We start from the raw sequence: 24,568 nt of genomic DNA on the forward strand, positions 1-24,568 counted from the left end.
AGTTACAGCGCCATCGCTGGCAAGCCAGCTCCTACAGGTGTGTAGCCTGTAGGAGCTGGCTTGCCAGCGATGAATTCACCCCGATACCACTGAAAAAAACACAAAAAAACGGAGCCCGAAGGCTCCGTTCTTGATGCAACCAACCCGAAATCAGGCCAGTTTCTTGTGCCGTACACGGTGCGGCTGGGCAGCCGCTTCGCCGAGACGCTTTTTACGGTCGGCTTCGTACTCGGTGTAGTTGCCTTCGAAGAACACCGCTTGCGAGTCGTCTTCGTACGCCAGGATGTGAGTCGCGACGCGGTCAAGGAACCACCGATCGTGAGAGATCACAATGGCGGCGCCCGGGAAGTCCAGCAGGGCTTCTTCCAGGGAACGCAGGGTTTCGACGTCGAGGTCGTTGGACGGTTCGTCGAGCAGCAGGACGTTGCCGCCCTCTTTCAGGGTCAGGGCCAGGTGCAAGCGACCCCGCTCACCACCGGACAGGTCCTTGACGAACTTCTGCTGATCGCCGCCCTTGAAGTTGAAGCGACCGACGTAGGTACGCGACGGGATCTCGTAGCTGCCGATGCGGATCTGGTCGGAGCCGTCGGAGATCTGCTGGAATACGGTCTTGCTGCCATCCAGGTCTTCGCGGCTCTGATCGACGCACGCCAGCTGCACGGTTTCACCGACTTCGATGCTGCCCGAATCCGGCGTTTCCTTGCCCATCAGCATGCGGAACAGGGTCGACTTACCGGCACCGTTACCGCCGATCACGCCGACGATGGCGCCTTTAGGCATGGAGAACGACAGGTTGTCGATCAGCACGCGGTCGCCATAGCCCTTGGTGACGTTCTTGAATTCGATGACCTTGTCGCCCAGGCGCGGACCGGCCGGGATGTAGATCTCGTTGGTTTCGCTGCGCTTCTGGAATTCCTGCGATTGCATTTCTTCGAAACGTTGCAGACGAGCCTTGGATTTCGACTGGCGGGCCTTGGCGCCTTTGCGCACCCACTCAAGCTCTTCCTTCATGGCCTTTTCATGGGCCGACTGCTGCTTGGATTCGGCAGCCAGACGATCGGACTTGGCTTCCAGCCAACCCGAGTAGTTGCCCTCGTAAGGAATGCCCGCGCCGCGGTCGAGTTCCAGAATCCAGCCAGCAACGTTGTCCAGGAAGTAACGGTCGTGCGTGATCGCGACCACGGTGCCCGGGAAGTCGTGCAGGAAGTGCTCGAGCCACGCAACGGAATCGGCATCCAGGTGGTTGGTCGGTTCGTCGAGCAGCAGCATGTCCGGGGCGGACAGCAGCAGGCGGCACAGGGCCACACGACGCTTCTCACCACCGGAGAGGAATTCGACCTTGGCATCCCAGGCCGGCAGACGCAGCGCATCGGCCGCGACTTCCAGTTGACGATCGAGGTTGTGACCGTCGCTGGCTTGCAGGATCGCTTCGAGCTTGGCCTGTTCGGCAGCCAGTTTGTCGAAGTCGGCGTCTTCTTCAGCGTAAGCCGCGTAGACCTCGTCCAGACGCGCCTGGGCGTTCTTGATCACGCTGACCGCTTCCTCGACCACTTCACGCACGGTCTTGGTCGGATCCAGTTGCGGTTCCTGCGGCAGGTAGCCGATGTTCAGCTCCGGCATCGGGCGGGCTTCGCCCTCGAACTCGGTGTCGACGCCAGCCATGATTTTCAACAACGTGGACTTACCCGAACCGTTGAGGCCGAGCACGCCGATCTTGGCGCCGGGGAAGAAGGACAGAGAAATGTTTTTCAGGATTTCCCGCTTCGGCGGAACAACTTTGCCCAGCCGATGCATGGTGAATACGTATTGAGCCATGGAGAACCTAGGGTCAGTGACAGATGAATGATTAGGGCACAGGCGATGCCTGGCCAGGCTGTGCGCGTCGCCCGATTGAGAGCTTTCAATATAAGCGCGCTGAAAAGCCTGATTTTAGGAGCTGGAACGCTCCCGCGTAACCGACAAAGCTACCTTAATGACAGATGGCAGTCCAGCCGACGGGCAGGGGCTGGCACTTCGCCACAACTCAAGGCATGCTAGCCGCCCTTCGGGCGTCCGGCTTATAGTGCACGTCGCGCCAGTCCAGCCAAACCGCAGGATGACAGCTTGTCCAATGTTCCTCCGCCTCTGACTTCCAGTGCGCCGGCCACAGCGCCCGGCTCACCCCTGCGCGGGACCTTGAAGGGCACATTGGCGACACTCGTGTTATTGCTGCTGGCCCTGCTGTTCTGGCAGTTGCTCGATCAGTTGCGCGAAACCCAGAAAAACCAGCGTCAGTACACCATCGACTACACCGCCGACCTGGCCGCTCAGGTCAGCCTTAACATGGCGCTCAACGCGCAGATCGCCCTCAATCTGTTGCCGATCGTCGAGCAACCGCAGGACGCCGATGAGCTACAGGCGCTGCTGCGCAAGCTGCAACAGTCGCTGCCTGATCTGCGCAGCCTGGCTTTGCTCAGCCCATCAGGAAGAGTCATCAGCGACAGCGCTGCCGACAGCGATGACAGCGACTACATGGGCGAACTGGTACGCCGCAGCCACTCCCAGGCGCATTACTTCAGCAACGCCACCGACGGATCCGTGGTGCATTTATTGTTGCATCAGGCCAGCGGCAGTTCCCGAGGCTATTGGGCCTTGCGCCTGACACCCACCTTCTTTTCGTCACTGACCAAGCAAAGCGAGGCCGGTGGCCGCCCGTTGTGGCTGGTGGAGAACCGCATCAATCATCAGATCATCAGCCGCGACGAAGCACTGCCCTCGGTCAACCCGGGAACGCTGACCCCCGACGATATCGCCAACAGCGTGCTGACGGTTCCGCTAAGCAGTAGCGATTGGCAACTGCGCGGCTTGTTCGACCGTCAGCGCGTGCTGGAAGAACTGCTGCCGGCGTTCATCGGCAAATGCCTGCTGGGCCTGGCGTTTTCCATGCTGCCGTTTCTCGCCTTGCTGAACATGCGCAGGCGTCAACGCCAGGTGAGTGAGGGGCGTCGACGTTACCAGGACATTTTCGAAGGCACCGGCGTGGCCCTGTGCGTCCTCGACATGTCTGGGCTCAAGAACGTCTTCGACAAGGCGCGATTGCAGGACAGTGGGCAACTGAAAACGTGGCTGGCGGTTGCGGGACAACGTCGGCAACTGTTGCAGGAACTACGGATCACCGAAGTCAACCAGGTTGCACTGCAACTGCTTAATGTCGATAACGCCGACAAGGCCTGGAAACTGCTGATCGACGGCAACCCGCAGGACGGCACCGCCATCGGCAATCAGGTGCTCGACGCGGTGCTCAACCAGCAGCCCCAGCTTGAACTGGAAATCAAACTGCAGGATGCCAGCGGTCGCGACCAGCACCTGTGGCTGGTGCTGCGTCTGCCGCAAACCCAGGACGACTATAAAGCGGTGATCCTGAGCATCACCGACATCACCAGCCGCAAGCTCATCGAACTGTCATTGCTGGAGCGCGAAGGGTTCTGGTCAGACGTGGTGCGCACGGTGCCGGATCATCTGTATGTGCAGGATGTGATCAGCCAGCGCATGATCTTCAGCAACCACCATCTGGGCCAGACTCTGGGCTACAACCGCACCGAGCTGCACCAGATGGGCGAGTACTTCTGGGAAATCCTCCTGCATCCCGAAGACGCCGACTATTACCATCGCTCCCGCCAGATCCAGCGCCAGGCCGGTTATCACCAGTTGATGCAGTGCCAGTTGCGCTTCCGCCATCGGGACGGCCAGTGGCGACGCTTCGAGATTCGCGAGCAGGCACTGGCGCGGGACAAGGACGACCAGGTCACGCGGATCATCGGCGTGGCCAAGGACATCACTGACCAGATCGAAGCCAGTGAATCGCTGCGTGACAGCGAGCAGCGCTACCGGATGCTCGCCGAAAGTATCAGCGACGTGATTTTCTCCACCGACAGCCGCCTCAACCTCAATTACGTCAGCCCTTCAGTGCAAGCAGTGCTGGGCTACGACGCCGAATGGATTTTCCAGAACGGCTGGCAATCGACCATCGCCAACCCGCAACAACTGACCGGCATCTATCACCTGATGGACCGGGTCAGCAAAGCGCTGGATCAACCGGATCAACTGGCACTGCTACGCAGTCAGGTGCAAACCCAGTTGTTCCTGTTCGATTGCCTGCGGGCCGACGGGCGCAAGATCCCGATCGAATTGCGGCTGGTGCTGGTCTGGGACGAACACGGCGCTTTCGAAGGCGTGCTGGGGGTCGGCCGCGATATCAGCCAGCAACGCCGGGCCGAAAAAGACTTGCGCATGGCCGCCACGGTATTCGAACACTCCACCTCGGCGATCCTGATCACCGATCCGGCCGGCTACATCGTCCAGGCCAACGAAGCCTTCAGCCGTGTCAGCGGTTATGCCGTGGAACAGGTTCTCGACCAGTTGCCAAACATGCTGACCGTCGACGACCAGCAGGAAGCCCATCTGCGTTACGTGCTCAAACAATTGGGCCAGCACAGCACCTGGGAAGGCGAAGTCTGGCTCAAGCGCCGCAATGGCGAGCATTACCCGGCCTGGGTGGGGATCACCGCTGTACTCGACGACGAAGGCGACCTGGCCAGCTACGTGTGCTTCTTCAGCGACATCAGCGAGCGCAAGGCCAGCGAGCAGCGAATTCACCGCCTCGCCTACTACGACGCCCTGACTCACCTGCCCAACCGCACGCTGTTCCAGGATCGCCTGCACACGGCACTGCAATCGGCCGAACGGCAGAAGTCGTGGGTGGTGCTGATGTTCCTCGATCTCGATCGTTTCAAACCGATCAACGACTCCCTGGGCCACGCCGCTGGCGACCGCATGCTCAAGGAAATGGCCACGCGCCTGCTCGGTTGCGTCGACGATGACGACACCGTGGCGCGCATGGGCGGCGACGAATTTACCTTGCTCCTGCAACCGCGAGCCAACCGTGAGATCGCCCTGAACCGGGCCATTAATGTGGCCGAACAGATTCTCGCCAGCCTGGTGAAACCCTTCGTGCTCGAGGGCCGCGAGTTCTTCGTCACGGCCAGTATCGGCATCGCCCTGAGCCCGCAGGACGGCAACGAACTCAGCCAGTTGATGAAGAACGCCGACACCGCGATGTACCACGCCAAGGAGCGTGGCAAGAATAACTTCCAGTTCTATCAGGCGGACATGAACGCCAGCGCCCTGGAAAGACTGGAACTGGAAAGTGACTTGCGCCACGCCCTGGAACAGAACGAATTCGTGCTTTATTACCAGCCGCAGTTCAGCGGTGACGGCAAGCGCCTGACCGGTGCCGAGGCGCTGCTGCGCTGGCGTCATCCACGCCGCGGGCTGGTGCCGCCAGGAGATTTCATTCCGGTGCTCGAGGAGCTCGGGCTGGTGGTGGATGTCGGTGACTGGGTGATCAGCGAAGCCTGCCGTCAACTCAAGGCCTGGCATCAGGCCAAGGTACGGGTGCCGAAGGTGTCGGTGAATATCTCGGCGCGGCAGTTCTCCGATGGCCAACTCGGCACACGAATCGCCACCATCCTCAAGGAAACCGGCCTGCCGCCGGCGTGCCTGGAACTGGAACTCACCGAAAGCATCCTGATGCGCGAAGTCCGCGAGGCGATGCAGATCCTCGACGGCCTGAAAAACCTCGGCCTGAGCATTGCGGTCGACGACTTCGGTACCGGTTATTCATCGCTCAACTACCTCAAGCAGTTCCCGATCGACGTACTGAAGATCGACCGCACCTTCGTCGATGGCCTGCCCAGCGGCGAGCAAGACGCACAAATTGCCCGGGCGATCATTGCCATGGCCCACAGCCTGAACCTGGCGGTGATCGCCGAAGGTGTGGAGACCCATGAACAGCTGGACTTCCTGCGCGAGCACGGTTGCGACGAGGTGCAGGGTTACCTGTTCGGGCGCCCGATGCCGGCGGGCCGGTTCGAAGGGCAGTTCAGCAATGATGCGCTGTTCATGTTCGACTGAATTGTTGCGGTGAGTCTGCCGGCGATGGGGCCAGCACGGTCACCATCCATCCCCAGATGAAGCCCACTTGTCTGCGACATGATGCCGTTTCATATGCCATCTAAAACCCGTTGGGGTAGAATGCCCCCCTTTTCCGCCCCCGATCCTTGAGGACCGCCATGTTCAGCCGTGATTTGACTATTGCCAAGTACGACGCCGATCTCTTTGCCGCCATGGAGCAAGAAGCTCAGCGCCAGGAAGAGCACATTGAGCTGATCGCTTCGGAAAACTACACCAGCCCTGCGGTGATGGAAGCTCAAGGCTCGGTACTGACCAACAAGTACGCCGAAGGCTACCCGGGCAAGCGCTACTACGGTGGTTGCGAGTACGTAGACATCGTCGAGCAGCTGGCTATCGATCGCGCCAAAGAGCTGTTCGGTGCCGACTACGCCAACGTTCAGCCGCACGCCGGTTCGCAAGCCAACAGCGCCGTTTACCTGGCCCTGCTGTCGGCTGGTGACACCATCCTGGGCATGAGCCTGGCCCACGGTGGTCACCTGACCCACGGTGCCAGCGTTTCGTCTTCGGGCAAGCTATACAACGCCATCCAGTACGGCATCGACGCCAACGGCCTGATCGACTACGACGAAGTCGAGCGCCTGGCCGTTGAGCACAAGCCAAAAATGATCGTGGCCGGTTTCTCTGCCTACTCGCAGATCCTCGACTTCCCGCGCTTCCGTGCAATCGCCGACAAGGTAGGTGCCTACCTGTTCGTCGACATGGCCCACGTAGCTGGTCTGGTTGCCGCTGGCGTCTACCCGAACCCGGTTCCATTCGCTGACGTCGTGACCACCACCACCCACAAGACCCTGCGCGGTCCACGTGGTGGCCTGATCCTGGCTCGCGCCAACGCCGACATCGAGAAGAAGCTGAACTCCGCCGTATTCCCGGGTGCCCAGGGCGGCCCGCTGGAGCACGTGATCGCCGCTAAAGCGATCTGCTTCAAGGAAGCGCTGCAGCCTGAGTTCAAGGTTTACCAGCAACAAGTGGTGAAGAATGCCCAGGCCATGGCCAGCGTGTTCATCGAGCGCGGCTTCGACGTGGTGTCGGGCGGTACTCAGAACCACCTGTTCCTGCTGTCGCTGATCAAGCAGGAAATCTCCGGTAAAGACGCCGATGCCGCTCTGGGCAAAGCGTTCATCACCGTGAACAAGAACTCCGTGCCAAACGACCCACGCTCCCCGTTCGTCACCTCCGGCCTGCGCTTCGGCACTCCGGCTGTGACCACTCGCGGCTTCAAGGAAGCAGAGTGCAAGGAACTGGCCGGCTGGATCTGCGACATCCTGGCAGATCTTTCCAACGAAGCAGTGATCGACGCTGTTCGTGAGAAGGTCAAGGCTATCTGCAAGAAGCTGCCGGTATACGGCGCTTAATCAGCCCCGCTAGACCGCTGCCATAAAAAACCGGCCAGAGATGGCCGGTTTTTTTTCGCCTGCGTTTTAAACGCCAGCATTCTGTAAGAACCGGCTTGCCGGCGAAAACCGTCTTGGATATTAGCGCCGACTTTGGGGACGCCTTCGCTGGAAAGCCAGCGCCTACAGGACCAGCTCAACTGGTAAGACCGGTCATGCCAATTTTCTAGTTTTTACTTGCGAATACACAAAAATAGCGCCTAGACTCCACCTGCACTGGACATACCGGTAAGACCACAATAATTAAGTCCTGAAGTCGATGCGCCTGGCGCACGGCAGCCAGGACACCGACCAGGATTCCTCCCATGCTCAGATGGTGCTCGCGTTCAATCTTCCTCCAAGTGGTTCTCGGACTGGTGCTCGGCATCGTCTGCGGGCTGACCCTTCCCGAATACTCCGCTCAGCTCAAACCGCTCGGTGACGGTTTTATCAAGCTGATCAAAATGCTCATTGGCCTGATTGTGTTCTGCGTGGTGGTCAGCGGTATCAGTGGTGCCGGAGACCTGAAAAAGGTCGGGCGCATCGGCCTGAAATCGGTGATCTACTTTGAAATCCTCACCACCATTGCGCTGGTGATTGGCCTGGTGTTCGCCTTCAGCACCGGTATCGGTAGTGGCGCGAACATTCATCTGGAGCAGCTTTCCGCGGCCGATATGGGCGACATCGCCCAGCGCGGCCAGCACATGCACACCACTACGCAGTTCCTCATGGACCTGATTCCGACCTCGGTGCTTGGCGCCTTTGCCGACAACAACATCCTGCAGGTCCTGCTGTTTTCGGTGCTGTTCGGCAGCGCGCTGAATCTGGTGGGTGAGGCTGCTTCGGGCATCTCCCGGCTGATCAATGAACTGAGCCACGTGATCTTCCGCATCATGGGCATGATCGTGCGCCTGGCGCCAATCGGTGTGTTCGGTGCGATCGCCTTCACCACCAGCAAATATGGCCTGGACTCACTGCAGCACCTGGGCAGCCTGGTCGGCCTGTTTTACCTGACCTGTGTAGCCTTCGTGACGCTGATTCTCGGTCTGGTGATGCGCCTCTCCGGCCTGAAAATGTGGCCGCTGCTCAAGTACCTGCGCGAAGAACTGCTGATCGTCATGGGTACCGCTTCGTCCGATGCTGTGTTGCCACAAATCATGCGCAAGCTTGAACATCTGGGCATCGGCAGTTCGACGGTCGGGTTGGTGATTCCTACCGGCTACTCGTTCAACCTCGACGGTTTTTCGATCTACCTGACCCTGGCCATCGTGTTCATTGCCAATGCCACCGGCACACCACTGGCCATGACCGACCTGCTGACGATTCTGTTGGTGTCGTTGATCACCTCCAAAGGCGCGCACGGTATTCCCGGATCGGCGCTGGTGATCCTGGCGGCAACCCTGACGGCCATTCCAGCAATTCCGGTGGTAGGTCTGGTGCTGGTGCTGGCCGTGGACTGGTTCATGGGCATTGGCCGAGCGCTGACCAACCTGATCGGCAACTGTGTGGCGACCGTGGCTATCGCCCGGTGGGAAAAGGACATCGATGTGCAACGGGCGAACAAGGTACTTTCTGGCCAGGCAGGCTATACCTTCCAGCCGCGAAAACCCGTGGCCCCGACGCATCAGCAGGAATTTTGAATAATCGCCGTGCCTGCTCCCGGGCAGGCACGGTCAATAACCGTTACAGATGCTCATGGAGCGAACAGTGATTACCACCTCGACCGTTGTGAATTCAGTCGTAGAAAAACTTCGGGCCGCGCTGGCCCGTGGTCAGTGGCGCTCGGGCGAAATGCTGCCGGGGCAACGCGAGCTGGCCGAACAACTGGGCATCAGCCGCCCGAGCCTGCGTGAAGCGGTCATCGTCCTGGAAACCCTGGGCCTGGTGCGCTCGATGCCGGGCAAAGGCGTGGTGGTGCTCGAAGCCAGTCTCGCCGACAGCCAGGCGCATGAAAGCGCTGTGGCCACGGCGAGCCTGGAAGATGTGTTGCAACTGCGTTACACCCTCGAGCCGTTCATCGTTGGCCTGGTGGCGCAATCCATCAGCAGCAAGGAAGTCGGGCAACTGCGCCTGACCCTGATGGACATGCGCGAAGCCCTGGAAGCCAATGACAGTGAAGCCGGCGTGAATGCCTACATCGCGTTCCACGAAGAACTGTTCACGCTGACATCCAACCCGATCTTCCAGAGCGTGGTCCAGCAAACCAGCAATGCCCTCAAGCAGAGCGCCGAAGTGTTGCGCAATTCCCCAGAGCACCTGGCTGAACGCCTTGAAGAAAACGAAGCCGTGGTGCGGGCGATCCGTAGCAAGAACAGCGCTCAGGCCAGCGCCGAGATGCGCCGGCACATTCTTCGGGAAGGTCAGCGGATGGGCATCGAGCTGAACATTCCGGAAGACAACTTCGGCAGTTGAAACCTCTTCGAACTGGAGATCGGCCATGAACAGCTTCGCCTCGCCACAAACGCTCGCTACCCTGCCCGTCCGCCCTACGGTGGACGATCTGTATTCGCGGGTCCTCGATGCCATTTTCGAACTGCGCATCCACTCGGCCAGTCGCTTTACCGAAGAAAGCCTGGCGCTGATGTTCGGTGCAAGGCGCAGCGACATGCGTGATGTGCTGACGCGACTGTCCCATCAACAGATCATCATCCTTCGAGTCAACCATCGTCCCCGCGTCGCCGAGCTTGATGTCGAGCAGACCCGGCAGACGCTGCATGCCCGGCGTCTGGCCGAGATCATGCTGGTGCGGCTGGCCTGTCAGCGACCCTGTGCGCAAGACTTGAAGCGCCTGCGCACACTGGTCGAAAACGAGCGCCAATGCGCCGAGCGCGGCCGGGCGATTCGTTTGTCGGGAGAGTTTCATTTGCAGTTGGCACAAATGGCGGGGAATGCACCGTTGGCGCATTTTCTCGACAGCTTGATACCGCAAACCTCATTAGCGATTGCGCAGTGTGAGGAGCAGACGCGCAGTTGTTGCGCGTGGCAGGCGCATTTGGCGATTGTTAGCGCTATTGAACATGGAAACGCTGCGACAGCGGCCATGTTGATAAACCGGCATATGGATCATCTGGAACAGACACTTCTCAATACAACCCGTGAACATTGTGCTACCGGCTAGATCGCATCGCGGGCAAGCCCGCTCCCACAGGATTCAAGTGATCCCTGTAGGAGCGGGCTTGCCCGCGATGGCGTCCTGACAAACGCCATAAAACTTCAGACCGCCGCCACCCGCGCGAACCCCTCACGGATCTTTTCCTCCGGCAAGTCATCGGCAATGAACACGATCACGCTCTCGCGCACTTCGTCTTCAGCCCACTCGGTATCCCAGTCGAAACCATAAAGTTTCAGCACCCCCTGGAACACCATACGACGCGATTCGCCGAGGATATTCAACACGCCTTTGTAGCGCAGCAACTGCTTGCCATGCTCCTCCAGCAGCTCGTTCATGAACTCGCTGAGCTTATCGATATCCAGCGGTTTTTCAGTGCGCAGCACCAGGCTGGAAATGCGGTCGATGGACGGCGCTTTGCTCACCGGGCGCAAACTCACGCCACCACCAAGATCGGCATTGAGGTTGAAACCACGCACGTCGAGCAATTCGGCCAGGTCAATCCTGCCGTGGTCAACCACGCGAATCGGGGCGCGACGGTTGATGCGGGTCAGGCGCTCGCTCAACGCGGTGAAAGTCGGCTCGTCCACCAGATCGCGCTTGCTCACCAGCAGGCGGTCGGCAAAACCGATCTGTGCCTGGGCGATGGTCTGGGTCAGATGCAGATCAGCGTGGGCGGCATCGACCAGGGTGATGATGCCGTCGAGGATATAGCGTTCACGCAGTTCTTCGTCGATAAAGAAGGTTTGCGCCACCGGTGCCGGGTCGGCCAGGCCGGTGCATTCGATCACCAGCCGGTCGAAGGCGATGTCGCCCTGGTCCAGGCGCTCCAGCAACAAATAAAGCGCCTTGGTCAGGTCCGTATGAATGGTGCAGCAAACGCAGCCGTTTGACAGCGTCATCACTTGCACCGGCTCGTCGCCCAACAACTGGGTATCGATGCCGGCATCGCTGAATTCGTTTTCGATCACGGCAACTTTCAGGCCGTGCTCGGCTTTGAGCAGATGGCGCAACAGGGTGGTTTTACCAGCGCCGAGGAAGCCGCTGAGGATCGTGACAGGTATAGGGACTGACAAAATAAGGTCTCCTGGGCGCAGAAAAAACTGTAGGAGCCGGCTTGCTGGCGATGGCGTCCCGAAGATCGCTATCGCCAGCAAGCCGGCTCCTACAGAGGTGATGCCTAAGTGGTGTATTTCAACAGCACTTCGGCCCACCCTTGCCACCGTAACGGGCTTCCTGACGTTCGCGGAAGAACATCTCGTAGCTCATCACCGGTTTGTCCGGGTGTTTGGTCTGCATGTGCTCGACGTAGTTGTCGTAGTCGGGCATGCCGACCATCAGGCGCGCAGCCTGACCGAGGTATTTACCGAGGCGACTCAGGTCATTGAACATGTGCAAATCCTCGATCACGCTTCCGGCAGCGCATGGAATGGCGCTTCTTTATCCGTACGCTCTTTGCTACCCCAAGCGGAAATACCGATCTTGAGCGCATAGAACAGGATGCTGAACACCACAAACAGGAACAGCGCGGTCAGCGTTGCGTTGGTGTAGGCGTTGAAGATCACGTGCTGCATCTGGGTGATGTCCTTGGCCGGGGCGAGGATCTGGCCATTGGCCAGCGCGTCGCTGTACTTCTTGGCCAGCGACAGGAAACCGATCGCCGGGTTGGCATCGAACAGCTTGATGAAGCCCGCCGTCGTGGTGCAGATCAGCAGCCACACGGCCGGCACCAAGGTCACCCAGATGTAGCGTTGGCGTTTCATCTTGATCAGCACCACGGTGCCGAGCATCAGCGCGATGCCCGCCAGCATCTGGTTGGAGATACCGAACAGCGGCCACAAGGTGTTGATGCCGCCCAATGGATCGATCACACCCTGGTACAGCAGATAACCCCACATGGCCACGCAACCGGCCGTGGCGATCAGGTTGGCAGTCCAGGATTCGGTGCGGCGCAGGGCCGGCACGAACGAGCCGAGCAAGTCCTGCAGCATGAAGCGACCGGCACGGGTACCGGCATCCACGGCAGTCAGGATGAACAGCGCTTCGAACAGGATCGCGAAGTGGTACCAGAACGCCATGGTGTTTTCGCCCGGCAGAACACTGTGCAGGATCTGCGCGATCCCCACCGCCAGGGTCGGAGCACCACCGGCACGAGCCAGGATGGTGGTTTCACCGATGTCATGGGCCACGGCTTGCAACGCTTCCGGGGTGATGGCAAAGCCCCAGTTGCTGACCGCCGTCGCTACCGCCACCACATCACCACCGACGACTGCCGCCGGGCTGTTCATGGCGAAGTACACGCCCGGCTCGATCACCGAGGCGGCAACCATCGCCATGATGGCCACGAAGGATTCCATCAACATGCCGCCGTAACCGATGTAGCGGGCGTTGGTTTCGTTATCCAGCAGTTTCGGCGTGGTGCCGGAAGAGATCAGCGCATGGAAACCCGAGACCGCGCCACAGGCGATGGTGATGAACAGGAACGGGAACAGCCCGCCCTTCCATACCGGGCCGGTGCCATCGATGAACTGGGTCAGGGCCGGCATTTTCAGCTCGGGCATGGTGACCAGGATGCCGATGGCCAGGGCCACGATGGTGCCGATTTTCAGGAAAGTCGACAGATAGTCACGCGGCGCCAGGATCAACCACACCGGCAACACCGCCGCGACAAAACCGTAACCGATCAGCATCCAGGTGATTTGTACGCCTGTGAAGCTGAACGCCTTGGCCCACACCGGATCCGCGGCAATCTGCCCGCCGAGCCAGATCGAACCGAGCAGCAACAGCACGCCGATGACGGAGATTTCACCGATACGACCCGGACGGATGTAGCGCATGTACACGCCCATGAACATCGCGATCGGGATGGTCGCCATCACCGTGAAAATACCCCACGGGCTTTCGGCCAGGGCTTTCACCACGATCAGCGCCAGCACCGCGAGGATGATGATCATGATCAGGAAGCAGCCGAACAGCGCGATGGTGCCGGGGATGCGGCCCATTTCCTCGCGGACCATGTCGCCCAGGGACCGGCCGTTGCGGCGGGTAGACATGAACAGGACCATGAAGTCCTGAACGGCACCGGCCAGTACGACACCGGCGATCAGCCACAGCGTGCCGGGCAAGTAACCCATTTGCGCCGCCAACACCGGACCGACCAGCGGCCCCGCCCCGGCGATGGCCGCGAAGTGGTGACCGAAGAGAATGTGTTTGTTGGTCGGCACGTAGTCCAGACCGTCATTGTTGAGCACGGCGGGAGTGGCCCGTCGCGCATCGAGCTGCATGACATTGTTAGCGATGAACAGACTGTAGTAGCGGTATGCAACCAGATAGATGGCCACGGAAGCGACCACGATCCACAAGGCGTTGACTGCCTCGCCTCGGCGCAATGCCACGACACCCAGGGCGCACGCACCTACGATTGCCAGCAGCAGCCAAGGCAAATGGCGTAGCGGGCTATTATTATTTTTCATTTTATTATTCCAGCCAGAGTGGACAAGAAAGACAGCCACCCCGAGTTTAGCGCTCCTGACGGCAAAGGCCATACCCCGACATAGGTCTAGACACCTGCCCACGCTGGCAGCCTTGAAGAATGCGGGTCTATAGTCAGCGTACATCTACGAGGATCGCGCCATGAGCGAGCACCCTGCCGAACGTCGCCGCTTCAAACGTATTGCGTTCGATGCCCGAACCGAGCTGAGTCAGGGTGAGTCCACTTGGCCAGTGAAGTTGATTGATCTGTCGCTCAAGGGGTTACTGATCGAGCGACCCGATCCGTGGCTGGGCAATGCGCAGCAGGACTTTCTGGTCGACATTCATCTGAGTGAAGAGGCCGATATCACCATGGATGTGCAACTGGCCCACGATGACCATGGCCAACTCGGTTTTGTCTGCCTGCACATCAGCCTGGAGTCTATCGAACGGCTACGGCGATTGATCGAGCTCAACCTGGCTGATCCGCAGGAGCTGGAACGAGAGTTGGGGGCGCTGATCGAGATTTGACGGTCTGCCATCAATCCAATGTGGGAGCGAGCTTGCTCGCTCCCACAGGTATTGAGTTTCGTCTGTAAGTTACTCGAACAACGCATCCAACGCCTGTTCCAGACGCGTGACGGCAATGATCTGCAACCCTGCCGGCGCCTCTTTCGGCGCATTGCCCTTGGGTACGATGGCCCGCTTGAAACCGTGCTTGGCAGCTTCTTTCAAACGCTCCTGACCGCTCGGCACCGGACGCACCTCACCGGAAAGCCCGACTTCACCGAACACCAGCAGATCGTGGGGCAACGGCCGGTTGCGCAAGCTGGACATCACCGCCGCCATCAACGCCAGATCGGACGCCGTTTCCAGCACCTTGACCCCACCAACCACGTTGAGAAACACGTCCTGATCGTGGGTCGGAATGCCACCGTGACGGTGCAGCACCGCCAGCAACATCGCCAGCCGGTTCTGATCCAGGCCCAGCGTGACCCGGCGCGGGTTGGCCAGGTGACTGTCGTCCACCAGCGCCTGTACCTCCACCAGCATCGGCCGCGTACCTTCCCATGTAGCCATCACCACACTGCCCGGGACTTCTTCCTGAGCGCGAGTCAGAAAAATCGCCGATGGATTGGAGACTTCTTTCAGGCCCTTGTCGGTCATGCCGAACACGCCCAGTTCATTGACGGCACCGAAGCGGTTCTTCACCGCCCTTAGCAGACGCAGGCGCCCGTCGGACTCACCCTCGAAATACAACACGGTGTCGACCATGTGTTCCAGCACCCGTGGGCCGGCCAGCGCGCCTTCCTTGGTGACGTGACCCACCAGGAAAATCGCCGTACCGCTCTGTTTGGCATAACGCACCAGCAACGCCGCGCTTTCACGCACCTGGGATACCCCCCCCGGTGCCGATTGCAGTTGCTCGGTAAAAATCGTCTGGATCGAGTCGATCACCATCACCCTGGGCTTTTCCTGGCGGGCCGTGGCAATGATGGTTTCGATGCAAGTTTCGGTCATGACCCGCAGTTGATCCTGAGGCAATCCCAGGCGTCGCGCACGCATGGCCACTTGCTGCTGGGATTCTTCACCGGTGACGTAGAGCGCTGGCATGCTCTTGGCAAGGTTGCACAAGGTTTGCAACAGAATGGTCGACTTGCCGATGCCGGGGTCGCCACCGATCAGCACCACCGAGCCATCCACCAGACCACCACCCAGAACCCGGTCGAGCTCGCTGGAAGCGGTGGAGAAGCGTGGAACTTCTTCGACACTGACTTCGGCCAGGGTCTTGATCTGCGCCTGCTGCCCGGCCCAGCCAGTACGACCACTGGGGGCTGCCGCCCCGCCGCTTTCCACCATGGTTTCGGTGAGCGTGTTCCAGGCCCCGCATTCACCGCACTGGCCGGCCCATTTGGGGAAGGTTGAGCCGCACTCGGTGCAGCCGTACATGCGCTTGGCCTTGGCCATCGGAACTCCCGGAAAAAACGCGATGATAGCTCAGCTGAGACGCACGAGTGCGGCCAGATATTTCGCAACCTCTTTGATGAGTTCAAATGACCCCATTAAACACAGGTATATTGAGATACACCCACCCTGCAGAACCTTGTATAAGTTTTTTACTCAACTCGGCCAACAAACTCTAGTGACATGCCATATCGCACGCTTTGAAAACCTATACAAACTTTATTCATTTACATATTTCTTGCACAACCTCCAAAACACTCACACAAAACACAGCATTGATTCAGGGAAACACGCAACTTGTCAGACACCTAAAACCAACTAAACAGTTCATATCACTGCGACGGCAATTAATTTTCAATAGAGCCTCCTGAGCACTAACTGCCCGATCACCTTTAACGCGCCGATACAGGGATGGTCTCTCACCTTGGCTCGCCCACACAAACGACGCCATTTCGCTGAAAAAAATGTCGTATGCGAACTCCGCAGAAGGCCTGGCGGCCCCTCAGATGAGATCAATCAGTGAGTTTTTCAGCACTACCAGGGTCGATGGCTGGCAAGCACAGCAGACCGTTGATTCGAGCAGGATGCGATTTGCTGATTTACACTGCGTTCATCAACCTCATCTGTAACAAGGAAATAACCTATGGGCGTGCTAAACGAGTTCAAGGCCTTCGCGGTCAAAGGCAACGTGGTCGACATGGCCGTCGGCATCATCATCGGTGCCGCCTTCGGCAAGATCGTGACGTCGTTTGTCGGTGACCTGATCATGCCCCCAATCGGGATGCTGATCGGTGGCGTGGACTTCAGTGATCTGGTCATAACGCTCAAGGCAGCGGAGGGCGCCACTCCGGCGGTGGTACTGGCCTATGGCAAATTCATCCAGACCATCCTCGACTTCGTCATCGTCGCCTTCGCGATCTTCATGGGCGTCAAGGCTATCAACCGCCTGAAGCGCGAAGAGGCCGTGGCCCCTAGCCTGCCGCCGGTTCCAACCAAAGAAGAAGAGTTGCTGGGCGAGATCCGCGACTTGCTCAGGGCCCAAAACAACCGGCCTTGACAGCATCAGCAAAAAAACGGCGCTTTTGAGGCGCCGTTTTTCTTACCAGAAGTTTTCCACCGCGACCTGGCCGGGCCGCCGGCTGAGGCTCAGGTGCATGTCCCGCTGTTTAAGCAACTTGCGCGTGTCATCGATCATCTGCGGATTGCCGCACAGCATGACCCGCGAATGCTCAGGCGTCAGCGCAACACCCGCGGCGCGCTCCAGTTCGCCGCTTTCAATCAGCGTGGTGATCCGCCCGTTCAATGCGCCAGGATGCTGTTCACGAGTGACCGTAGCGATGAATTGCAGTTTGTGTGCGTACTCCGCCAGATACTCGCGTTGCGCCAGCCCCGCGATCAGCTCCTGATAAGCCAGCTCCCGTGCTTCGCGAACACTGTAGACCAGGATGATCCGCTCGAATCTCTCCCAGACTTCGAAGTCCTGGAGTATCGACAGGAACGGTGCCACGCCCGTCCCGGTGGATAGCAGCCACAGGTCGCACCCATCGACAAAACGGTCCGGAGTCAGGTAGCCGAAGGCCTGGCGGTCGACCAGCAATGTATCGCCGACGCCCAAGCGACTGAGTTCACTGGTGAACTCACCGCCCGGTACGACAATGGAAAAGAACTCGAGGAACTCGTCATAGGGCGAGGACACCATGGAGTAGGCGCGCCAAACCGTGCTGCCGTCAGCCTTGGTGACGCCTAACCGGGCAAACTGCCCCGCCCGAAAACGAAACCCTGCATCCCGCGTGGCGCGCAGGGTAAACAGGTTCGAGGTCAACGGATGAACCTCGAGCAAGGTCTGGCGCGTAAATTTTTCTTCGCTGACGGACATGGAAGGCTCCAATCAAAAGATACCCCAGTGTCCCGCAAAGTCGGCAGCGTAAACACAGACAGTTTGTAGTGGCATTAATATGCGCTAATGACCTATTGCTAAATATTACAAACAATCATAATCATAAAACGCCACATGACACTTTATAACACCCATATACCTAAGAACCTGAAGCACACTTTTCCATCAGTCAAAAGAGCAAAATTGTTGCACCAACCCTGTAGGAGTTGCCCTACACTTCGTTTCGTGCCGGATCTCGGATCCAAAAAATGCACCAACAAGATACGCGAATGGAGAGTTCCCATGGAGATATGGAAGGAGTCACAACTTAAGCAATTGGCCCATACACAGGAGATTAATACTGCCTATCGAATCGCGCTCAACTTCGCTAGGAACCTTGGCTATAAATTCTGCGGATTTTCAATTACTTCCAGCTCAGTCGGGGTCGACGCCAACCCCGTGAGCCTGAACAATTTCCCCCCTGAGTGGACCATTCAATATGAAAAAAACAACGCCACGCAAGTAGACCCGATAGTGGCGCATTGCAATCAGTCAATGTTGCCTGTTGTCTGGACTGAAGAGCTTTTTTCCAAGACGCCATGGCTATGGCAGTTGCTGCAGCAACAAGGTTTGCAGCATGGCTGGTCACAGGCGATCCACGATGAAGAAACCGGTCTTAACAGCATCCTCAGCCTGGCCAGAAGCCACTGCCCGATTTCAGCCTACGAGCTGTACGAAAACCTTGGTTTCTCGGTGTTCATCAGTCGCCATTTGCACGCTCTGGCACTGAGGATGCAACCGAAAAAACCGGTTCGCCCTCAGACTCCCCCCTTGTCGCGGCGGGAACTCGAAGTCCTGAAACTGTCGGCCGATGGCAAGACGGCCTATGAAGTTTCCAGGATCCTCAGTTTGAGTGAACGCACGATCAACTTTCATGTGCGCAGGTCTATTGAAAAGCTAGGCGTCAACAACAAGATTGCGGCAGTCATCGCCGCGGCCCGTTCCGGGGCGATCTGAAAGCCCCCTACCGTAGGAAAACCCGCGAGTAATCCAGGCAAAAAAAACGTACCATTTGCGGTCCCTCCTGAGTGTTGGCGTGTAGACCTTCACGACGCAGTACACTCGGACGGCTCCGCCCGCACCAACGCCTTCAGGCAGCGGGACATCCGTTGATTACCCAGAGCCCCGCCCCATGCCTTTGCTCGAAACACCCTTCGCCAGCCTCGACCTGATCCGCCAGCCCGAACAGCAGAACGAACCGCTGCAAGCTTTCGATGCGGCCGATGAATACCTGCTCAATCACCTGGCCGAACAGCAGCCGGCGTCGGACACCCGGGTATTGGTGCTCAATGACAGTTTCGGCGCGCTGGCGGCCAGCCTGGCGGGCAAGATGCGGGTGGTCAGCAGCGGTGATTCGTTCCTGGCCTTTCAAGGCCTGGAAAAGAACCTGGTACGCAACGGCCTGGCGTTTGATGCGGTGCCGAGCGTCCCCGCGAGCGAGCTCCCTGCCGGGCCGTTCGACTGCGTATTGATCCGTGTGCCGAAAACCCTGGCGCTTCTGGAAGAACAATTGATCCGCCTGCAAGGCCAACTGGCACCCGGCGCCCAAGTGATTGCCGCGGCCATGATCAAGCATCTGCCGCGGGCGGCGGGCGACTTGCTGGAGCGTTACATCGGCCCCGTGCAAGCCTCGCTGGCGGTGAAGAAGGCGCGGCTATTGATTGCCACCGCTGAAGACAAAACCCCGGCGGTGTCGCCCTATCCAACGCGATACAGACTCGACGAACCGGCCATCGAACTGCTCAACCACGCCAATGTGTTTTGCCGCGAAGGCCTGGACATCGGCACACGGGCGTTTTTGCCACACCTGCCGAAAAATCTCGGCTCGGCGCGGGTCGCCGATCTCGGTTGCGGCAACGGCGTCCTGGCCATCGCCAGCGCCCTGCAAAACCCCGAGGCCCACTACACGCTGGTGGACGAGTCGTTCATGGCGGTGCAATCAGCCGCCGAAAACTGGCGCGCAGCGTTGGGCGAACGGGAAGTGATCGTGCGTGCCGGCGATGGCCTGGCCGGCCAGGAACCGCAATCGCTAGACGTCGTGCTGTGCAATCCACCGTTTCACCAGCAACAAGTGGTTGGCGACTTCCTGGCCTGGCGGATGTTCCAGCAGGCGCGCGAAGCGTTGGTCGTGGGCGGCGCGCTGTACATCGTCGGCAATCGTCACCTGGGTTACCACAGCAAGCTGGCGCGATTGTTCCGTGGCGTCGAGCAAGTGGCGGCCAATCCGAAATTCGTGATCCTCAAGGCGCGCAAGTAACAGGCAAAAAAAACCCTCCGGTCGGAGGGTTGTAAATCCGTGCCTTGAGGCTACGGGAGGGATGTCAGTGCGTGGTCAGGCCCGCCGCGTTCATGAACAGGCGCATCAGGCTGGCGACGATGAACAAGGCGCCCACGCTGCCGACCCAGATCATGACCAACCAACCAAGCCGCTGCCACAGCGGCTTTTTTTCGGCTTCTTCAATGTCGTGCAGGCTATGTTTGCCAGGCATGGCGAATTACTCCGTTTAAGGTAGATGGCGTCTGTGAGGACGCCATCGCGAGCAAGCTCGCTCCTACATAGTTTCGTGGTGTGCAGGGCTAGTGATAGCCGTCTTCATGGGTGACCTTGCCGCGGAACACGTAGTAGCTCCAGAAGGTGTAGCCCAGGATGAACGGGATGATGAACAGCGTGCCCACCAGCATGAAGCCCTGGCTTTGCGGCGGAGCGGCGGCATCCCAGATCGAGATCGACGGCGGGATGATGTTCGGCCACAGGCTGATGCCCAAGCCGCTGTAACCGAGGAAGATCAGCACCAGGGTCAGCAGGAACGGCGTGTAATGCGCATTGCGGGCCACGGCGCGGATCAGGCCATACATCGTCACCAGCACCAGGATCGGCACCGGCATGAACCAGAACAGATTCGGCATGGTGAACCAGCGTGCGGCGATATCCGTGTGGGCCAACGGGGTCCAGATGCTGACGATGCCGATCACCGCCAGCAACACGAAGGCCAATGGCCGTGCCAGGTCATGCATCTGCTCCTGCAACTTGCCTTCGGTCTTCATGATCAGCCAGGTGCAGCCGAGCAACGCGTACGCCACCACCAGTGCCGCACCACAGAACATCGTGAACGGTGTCAGCCAATCCAGTGAACCACCGGCGAACTGCCGATTGACCACCGGCAGCCCATCGATGAACGCGCCAAGCGCAACACCCTGGAAGAACGTCGCAGTGACCGAGCCACCGATGAACGCCTTGTCCCACAGGTGACGCTTGTCGTCCCTGGCCTTGAAGCGGAACTCGAAGGCCACGCCGCGGAAGATCAACCCGATCAACATCAGGATCAGCGGCAGGTACAACGCCGAGAGCACCACCGAATAAGCCAGCGGAAACGCGCCGAACAACGCCGCGCCACCCAACACCAGCCAGGTCTCGTTGCCGTCCCAGACGGGGGCGACGGTGTTCATCATCACATCGCGATCGGTCTTGCCCGGAATGAACGGGAAGAGAATGCCGATGCCCAGGTCAAAACCGTCCATGACCACATACATCATGATGCCGAAGATGATGATCACGGCCCAGATCAGCGGAAGATCAATACCCATGATTCAAATCTCCTTGGTCAGGCTGTGGCCGGCATCGGCGTGATCGTCGTCGGCGGCGGACAGCGGACGGGCCGGCGTGCGTTTCTGGCCGGGGCCACCGTCGTTGGTTTCCTTGCCTTCGTCGACCTTCGGCCCCTTGCGCACCAGGCGCATCATGTAGCCAAGACCGGCGCCAAACAGCGCGAAATAAACCACGACAAACAGGATCAGGGTGATGCTCATCTGCATGAAGCTATGGTTGGACGACGCATCTGCCGTGCGCATCAGGCCGTAGACCACCCACGGCTGACGGCCGATTTCCGTGGTGAACCAGCCGGCGAGGATCGCGATCAGGCCGGACGGCCCCATCCACAACGCCAGATACAGAAACGGCCGCGAGGTGTAGAGGGTGTCACGCTTGCGCAGCCACAGGCTCCACAATCCGGTGAAGATCATCAGCAAGCCCAGGCCCACCATGATCCGGAACGACCAGAACACAATGGTCGAATTCGGCCGGTCTTCGGGCGGGAATTCCTTGAGCGCAGGCACCTGTTTATCCAGGGAGTGCGTAAGAATCAGGCTGCCCAGGTACGGGATCTCGACGGCGAATTTGGTTTTCTCCTCCTTCATGTCCGGCCAGCCGAACAGGATCAACGGCGTCGCCTCGTTACCCTTGTTTTCCCAGTGGCCTTCGATCGCGGCGATTTTTGCCGGCTGATGCTCAAGCGTATTGAGGCCGTGGAAATCACCGATGACCGCCTGGATCGGCGCGACGATCAATGCCATCCACATGGCCATCGAGAGCATTTTGCGGATCGCCGGGTTGTCCTTGCCGCGCAGCAAATGCCAGGCCGCGGAGGAACCGACAAAGAAGGCCGTGGCAACGAACGCCGCCGTGGCCATGTGCATCAGGCGATACGGGAACGACGGGTTGAAAATGATCGCCAGCCAATCCGTTGGAATGACCTGGCCGTTGACGATTTCAAAACCCTGCGGGGTCTGCATCCAGCTGTTGGAGGCAAGAATCCAGAACGTCGAGATCAGCGTACCGATAGCGACCATCACCGTGGAAAAGAAGTGCAGGCCACGCCCGACCTTGTTCCAGCCAAACAGCATGACGCCCAGGAACCCGGCCTCGAGGAAGAACGCCGTGAGCACTTCATAGGTCAGCAACGGCCCGGTGACCGAACCGGCGAAGTCCGAAAAACGGCTCCAGTTGGTGCCGAACTGATAGGCCATTACCAGGCCGGAAACCACCCCCATGCCGAAGTTGACGGCAAAGATTTTCGACCAGAAATGGTAGAGGTCACGGTAGGTGTCGTTGTGGGTTTTGAGCCACAGCCCTTCGAGTACCGCCAGGTAACTCGCCAGGCCGATGGTGATGGCCGGAAACAGGATGTGGAACGAGATGGTGAACGCGAACTGAATTCGGGCGAGATCAAGTGCCTCTAAACCGAACATAAGTCTTCCTCTGTCAGGTAGTACGGCTGCTGGCTGGAAGCCTGCACCCACGGCCCCCACGGATATGGAGTGTGGCGAATCTCTGTTTGTTCTTTTTTTTGCACGCATCACAACGCAGGGAGTCTGGCCTTGCGGCCGCCGGATCAATTCCTTTTGTGGGTTTTGATCTGGATCAATCAACGTTGAAAGAGTAGTCCCAATTTCGGGGATGAACCGCGTGGTCTTTTGCCGCGTGACAAGTTGCCTCACGGCCTTGGTCACGACCTGAAATACATTTCCTGTGGCGAGGGAGCTTGCTCCCTCACCACAAGGTTTTCGGCGTTTGAAAAATCGATGTCTGGCTAACTAAATTTTTTGTCATGGCAACTTCCTGTTACAGGTTGGTGGTAATCTCGACGTTCCCCTTTCCCCAGATTTCCCCGCAGATGCCCAGCCAAGAGCCCTTGCTGTTACGTCACCATCGCCCTTTTCTTGCGTTCTGGCTGGCCCGGGTCTTTACCGCCAGCGGCTTCCAGATGCTCACCGTGGCCATCGGCTGGAACCTATATCAGTTGACCGGCAACGTGCTCGACCTGGGTCTGGTCGGCCTGGTCGAGTTCGCCCCGCGCGTGCTGTTCATGCTGCATACAGGGCATGTCGCCGACCGCTATGACCGGCGCAAGGTCGCGGCGATCTGCCAGTCCCTGCAGGCATTGATCGCCTTGTCGCTGGCCATCGGCAGCGCGACCGACCATGTCACCCGGGAAATGATCTTTATCCTGGCCTTCCTGCTCGGGGCCGCTCGTTCCTTTGAAATGCCGACCACCCAGGCCCTACTGCCGAGCATCGTGCCCAGCGCGCTGTTCCCACGCGCAGTGGCCGCCGCGCAATCGGCCCAGCAATCGGCCACCATCGTCGCCCCGGCCCTTGGCGGCTTGCTCTACGCCTTCGGCAGCGTCTGGGTGTATGGCCCGACGGTATTGCTGTATGTCATCGCCTGTTCGCTGATGCTCAACCTGCCAGCCCGGCAAACCCCGCTGAACAAGGGCAAGGCCACGCTGGATTCACTGCTGGCGGGCATTCGCTTTATCCGCAGTCGTCCGGACATTCTCGGGGCGATCTCCCTCGACCTGTTCGCAGTCCTATTGGGCGGTGCGACGGCGTTGCTGCCGGTGTTCGCCAAGGACATCCTGCTGACCGGCCCGTGGGGGTTGGGCCTGTTGCGTTCGGCACCGGCAGTGGGTGCGCTGCTGATGTCGTTGTTCCTCGCGCGATTTGCCGTGGAGCGCAACGTCGGGCGGGTGATGTTCACCGCCGTGGGCATCTTCGGTGTGGCAACCATCGCCTTCGGCCTGTCGACCTCGTTCTGGTTTTCCCTGGCGGTGCTAGTGGTATTGGGCGCGGCAGACATGATCAGCATGGTGATCCGCGCCTCGTTCGTTCAACTGGAAACTCCGGACGAAATGCGCGGCCGGGTCAGCGCCGTGAACGGGCTGTTCATCGGTGCTTCGAACCAGTTGGGCGAGTTCGAATCGGGCCTGACTGCCCATTGGTTCGGCACCGTGCCAGCCGTGGTCATGGGCGGGATCGGCACGCTGGTGGTGACCGGGGTGTGGGTCAAACTGTTCCCGACCCTGGCCAGCCGCGATCGCATGCACGTGGCTAAAGATGAAGAGAAGGAAGAAGCGAAAGCCTGAAGCA

Annotated in this window: 19 protein-coding genes; 10 read left to right on the forward strand and 9 right to left on the reverse strand. The window is 59.3% G+C overall.

The genetic code is table 11. From position 1 onward, the window contains the following. Window positions 1-150: 150 nt before the first annotated feature. Window positions 151-1,815 (reverse strand): energy-dependent translational throttle protein EttA, encoded by a 1,665-nt coding sequence (gene ettA / locus B0D71_RS21145; RefSeq protein WP_103396472.1) that lies wholly within the window; start codon window positions 1,813-1,815, stop codon window positions 151-153. A gap of 288 nt (window positions 1,816-2,103) precedes the next feature. Between ettA and B0D71_RS21150 the strand changes: the two genes are divergently transcribed. The 5 genes from B0D71_RS21150 to B0D71_RS21170 all read left to right on the forward strand — a co-directional run bounded on the left by B0D71_RS21150 (window position 2,104) and on the right by B0D71_RS21170 (window position 10,500). Continuing rightward, on the forward strand, window positions 2,104-5,952 hold the full coding sequence (locus tag B0D71_RS21150) for a sensor domain-containing protein (protein WP_103396473.1): 3,849 nt from the start codon (window positions 2,104-2,106) through the stop codon (window positions 5,950-5,952). Window positions 5,953-6,110: 158 nt separating this feature from the next. Further along, window positions 6,111-7,364 carry a serine hydroxymethyltransferase gene (glyA, locus tag B0D71_RS21155; RefSeq protein WP_103396474.1) on the forward strand — a complete coding sequence of 418 codons (1,254 nt, stop codon included), beginning with the start codon at window positions 6,111-6,113 and terminating at the stop codon, window positions 7,362-7,364. Between the two features lie 344 nt (window positions 7,365-7,708). Continuing rightward, entirely contained in the window at window positions 7,709-9,022 is a 1,314-nt protein-coding gene (locus tag B0D71_RS21160; protein ID WP_103396475.1) for a C4-dicarboxylate transporter DctA, read from the forward strand. 67 nt (window positions 9,023-9,089) lie between these two features. After that, on the forward strand, window positions 9,090-9,794 hold the full coding sequence (locus B0D71_RS21165) for a FadR/GntR family transcriptional regulator (protein WP_103396476.1): 705 nt from the start codon (window positions 9,090-9,092) through the stop codon (window positions 9,792-9,794). 25 nt (window positions 9,795-9,819) lie between these two features. Beyond that, window positions 9,820-10,500, forward strand: coding sequence for a GntR family transcriptional regulator (locus B0D71_RS21170; protein WP_103396477.1), 681 nt, complete (start codon window positions 9,820-9,822; stop codon window positions 10,498-10,500). A gap of 95 nt (window positions 10,501-10,595) precedes the next feature. Here B0D71_RS21170 and yjiA read toward each other — a convergent pair whose 3' ends face one another. From yjiA to B0D71_RS21185, 3 genes are all read right to left on the reverse strand, one after another. Then, window positions 10,596-11,567: a GTPase gene (gene yjiA / locus B0D71_RS21175; protein ID WP_103396478.1), complete on the reverse strand. Its 972-nt coding sequence runs from the start codon at window positions 11,565-11,567 to the stop codon at window positions 10,596-10,598. Between the two features lie 118 nt (window positions 11,568-11,685). Next, the gene (locus B0D71_RS21180; RefSeq protein ID WP_007895266.1) at window positions 11,686-11,883 is read right to left on the reverse strand and encodes a YbdD/YjiX family protein; all 198 of its coding nucleotides are present in this window, start codon (window positions 11,881-11,883) and stop codon (window positions 11,686-11,688) included. 14 nt (window positions 11,884-11,897) lie between these two features. Beyond that, a complete protein-coding gene (locus tag B0D71_RS21185; RefSeq protein WP_103396479.1) occupies window positions 11,898-13,964 on the reverse strand; it encodes a carbon starvation CstA family protein in 2,067 nt (688 codons plus the stop codon). 160 nt (window positions 13,965-14,124) lie between these two features. On the opposite strand from B0D71_RS21185, the gene B0D71_RS21190 reads away from it, so the two are divergent. Beyond that, on the forward strand, window positions 14,125-14,493 hold the full coding sequence (locus B0D71_RS21190; RefSeq protein ID WP_103396480.1) for a PilZ domain-containing protein: 369 nt from the start codon (window positions 14,125-14,127) through the stop codon (window positions 14,491-14,493). Window positions 14,494-14,562: 69 nt separating this feature from the next. Here B0D71_RS21190 and radA read toward each other — a convergent pair whose 3' ends face one another. Beyond that, complete coding sequence (gene radA / locus B0D71_RS21195; protein WP_103396481.1) at window positions 14,563-15,930, reverse strand: DNA repair protein RadA; 1,368 nt, start codon at window positions 15,928-15,930, stop codon at window positions 14,563-14,565. Between the two features lie 640 nt (window positions 15,931-16,570). On the opposite strand from radA, the gene mscL reads away from it, so the two are divergent. Continuing rightward, window positions 16,571-16,984 (forward strand): large-conductance mechanosensitive channel protein MscL, encoded by a 414-nt coding sequence (mscL, locus tag B0D71_RS21200; RefSeq protein WP_103396482.1) that lies wholly within the window; start codon window positions 16,571-16,573, stop codon window positions 16,982-16,984. Window positions 16,985-17,026: 42 nt separating this feature from the next. Here the strand turns inward: mscL and B0D71_RS21205 are convergent, their stop codons facing one another. After that, window positions 17,027-17,803, reverse strand: coding sequence for a ferredoxin--NADP reductase (locus B0D71_RS21205; RefSeq protein WP_103396483.1), 777 nt, complete (start codon window positions 17,801-17,803; stop codon window positions 17,027-17,029). A 303-nt stretch (window positions 17,804-18,106) separates the two neighbouring features. Between B0D71_RS21205 and B0D71_RS21210 the strand changes: the two genes are divergently transcribed. Then, window positions 18,107-18,820: a helix-turn-helix transcriptional regulator gene (locus B0D71_RS21210; protein WP_103396484.1), complete on the forward strand. Its 714-nt coding sequence runs from the start codon at window positions 18,107-18,109 to the stop codon at window positions 18,818-18,820. A gap of 175 nt (window positions 18,821-18,995) precedes the next feature. After that, window positions 18,996-20,120 (forward strand): methyltransferase, encoded by a 1,125-nt coding sequence (locus B0D71_RS21215; RefSeq protein ID WP_103396485.1) that lies wholly within the window; start codon window positions 18,996-18,998, stop codon window positions 20,118-20,120. 64 nt (window positions 20,121-20,184) lie between these two features. Here the strand turns inward: B0D71_RS21215 and B0D71_RS21220 are convergent, their stop codons facing one another. The 3 genes from B0D71_RS21220 to B0D71_RS21230 all read right to left on the reverse strand — a co-directional run bounded on the left by B0D71_RS21220 (window position 20,185) and on the right by B0D71_RS21230 (window position 22,888). Then, on the reverse strand, window positions 20,185-20,352 hold the full coding sequence (locus tag B0D71_RS21220; protein WP_103396486.1) for a DUF2474 domain-containing protein: 168 nt from the start codon (window positions 20,350-20,352) through the stop codon (window positions 20,185-20,187). A gap of 88 nt (window positions 20,353-20,440) precedes the next feature. Beyond that, on the reverse strand, window positions 20,441-21,448 hold the full coding sequence (gene cydB, locus B0D71_RS21225) for a cytochrome d ubiquinol oxidase subunit II (protein WP_056728750.1): 1,008 nt from the start codon (window positions 21,446-21,448) through the stop codon (window positions 20,441-20,443). Window positions 21,449-21,451: 3 nt separating this feature from the next. After that, window positions 21,452-22,888 carry a cytochrome ubiquinol oxidase subunit I gene (locus tag B0D71_RS21230; RefSeq protein WP_103396487.1) on the reverse strand — a complete coding sequence of 479 codons (1,437 nt, stop codon included), beginning with the start codon at window positions 22,886-22,888 and terminating at the stop codon, window positions 21,452-21,454. 425 nt (window positions 22,889-23,313) lie between these two features. Here B0D71_RS21230 and B0D71_RS21235 point away from each other — a divergent pair, with 425 nt between their 5' ends. Next, window positions 23,314-24,564 (forward strand): MFS transporter, encoded by a 1,251-nt coding sequence (locus B0D71_RS21235; protein ID WP_033063569.1) that lies wholly within the window; start codon window positions 23,314-23,316, stop codon window positions 24,562-24,564. Window positions 24,565-24,568: the final 4 nt, after the last annotated feature.

Source organism: Pseudomonas laurylsulfativorans, assembly GCF_002906155.1.
GTDB classification, from domain to species: domain Bacteria; phylum Pseudomonadota; class Gammaproteobacteria; order Pseudomonadales; family Pseudomonadaceae; genus Aquipseudomonas; species Aquipseudomonas laurylsulfativorans.

Coding starts and splice junctions, on each gene's coding strand:
- ettA (WP_103396472.1), bottom strand. CDS start 1,815: ATGGCTCAATACGTATTCACCATGCATCGGCTGGGCAAAGTTGTTCCG.
- glyA (WP_103396474.1), top strand. CDS start 6,111: ATGTTCAGCCGTGATTTGACTATTGCCAAGTACGACGCCGATCTCTTT.
- B0D71_RS21160 (WP_103396475.1), top strand. CDS start 7,709: ATGCTCAGATGGTGCTCGCGTTCAATCTTCCTCCAAGTGGTTCTCGGA.
- B0D71_RS21170 (WP_103396477.1), top strand. CDS start 9,820: ATGAACAGCTTCGCCTCGCCACAAACGCTCGCTACCCTGCCCGTCCGC.
- B0D71_RS21180 (WP_007895266.1), bottom strand. CDS start 11,883: ATGTTCAATGACCTGAGTCGCCTCGGTAAATACCTCGGTCAGGCTGCG.
- B0D71_RS21185 (WP_103396479.1), bottom strand. CDS start 13,964: ATGAAAAATAATAATAGCCCGCTACGCCATTTGCCTTGGCTGCTGCTG.
- B0D71_RS21190 (WP_103396480.1), top strand. CDS start 14,125: ATGAGCGAGCACCCTGCCGAACGTCGCCGCTTCAAACGTATTGCGTTC.
- radA (WP_103396481.1), bottom strand. CDS start 15,930: ATGGCCAAGGCCAAGCGCATGTACGGCTGCACCGAGTGCGGCTCAACC.
- mscL (WP_103396482.1), top strand. CDS start 16,571: ATGGGCGTGCTAAACGAGTTCAAGGCCTTCGCGGTCAAAGGCAACGTG.
- B0D71_RS21205 (WP_103396483.1), bottom strand. CDS start 17,803: ATGTCCGTCAGCGAAGAAAAATTTACGCGCCAGACCTTGCTCGAGGTT.
- B0D71_RS21210 (WP_103396484.1), top strand. CDS start 18,107: ATGGAGATATGGAAGGAGTCACAACTTAAGCAATTGGCCCATACACAG.
- B0D71_RS21215 (WP_103396485.1), top strand. CDS start 18,996: ATGCCTTTGCTCGAAACACCCTTCGCCAGCCTCGACCTGATCCGCCAG.
- B0D71_RS21220 (WP_103396486.1), bottom strand. CDS start 20,352: ATGCCTGGCAAACATAGCCTGCACGACATTGAAGAAGCCGAAAAAAAG.
- cydB (WP_056728750.1), bottom strand. CDS start 21,448: ATGGGTATTGATCTTCCGCTGATCTGGGCCGTGATCATCATCTTCGGC.
- B0D71_RS21230 (WP_103396487.1), bottom strand. CDS start 22,888: ATGTTCGGTTTAGAGGCACTTGATCTCGCCCGAATTCAGTTCGCGTTC.
- B0D71_RS21235 (WP_033063569.1), top strand. CDS start 23,314: ATGCCCAGCCAAGAGCCCTTGCTGTTACGTCACCATCGCCCTTTTCTT.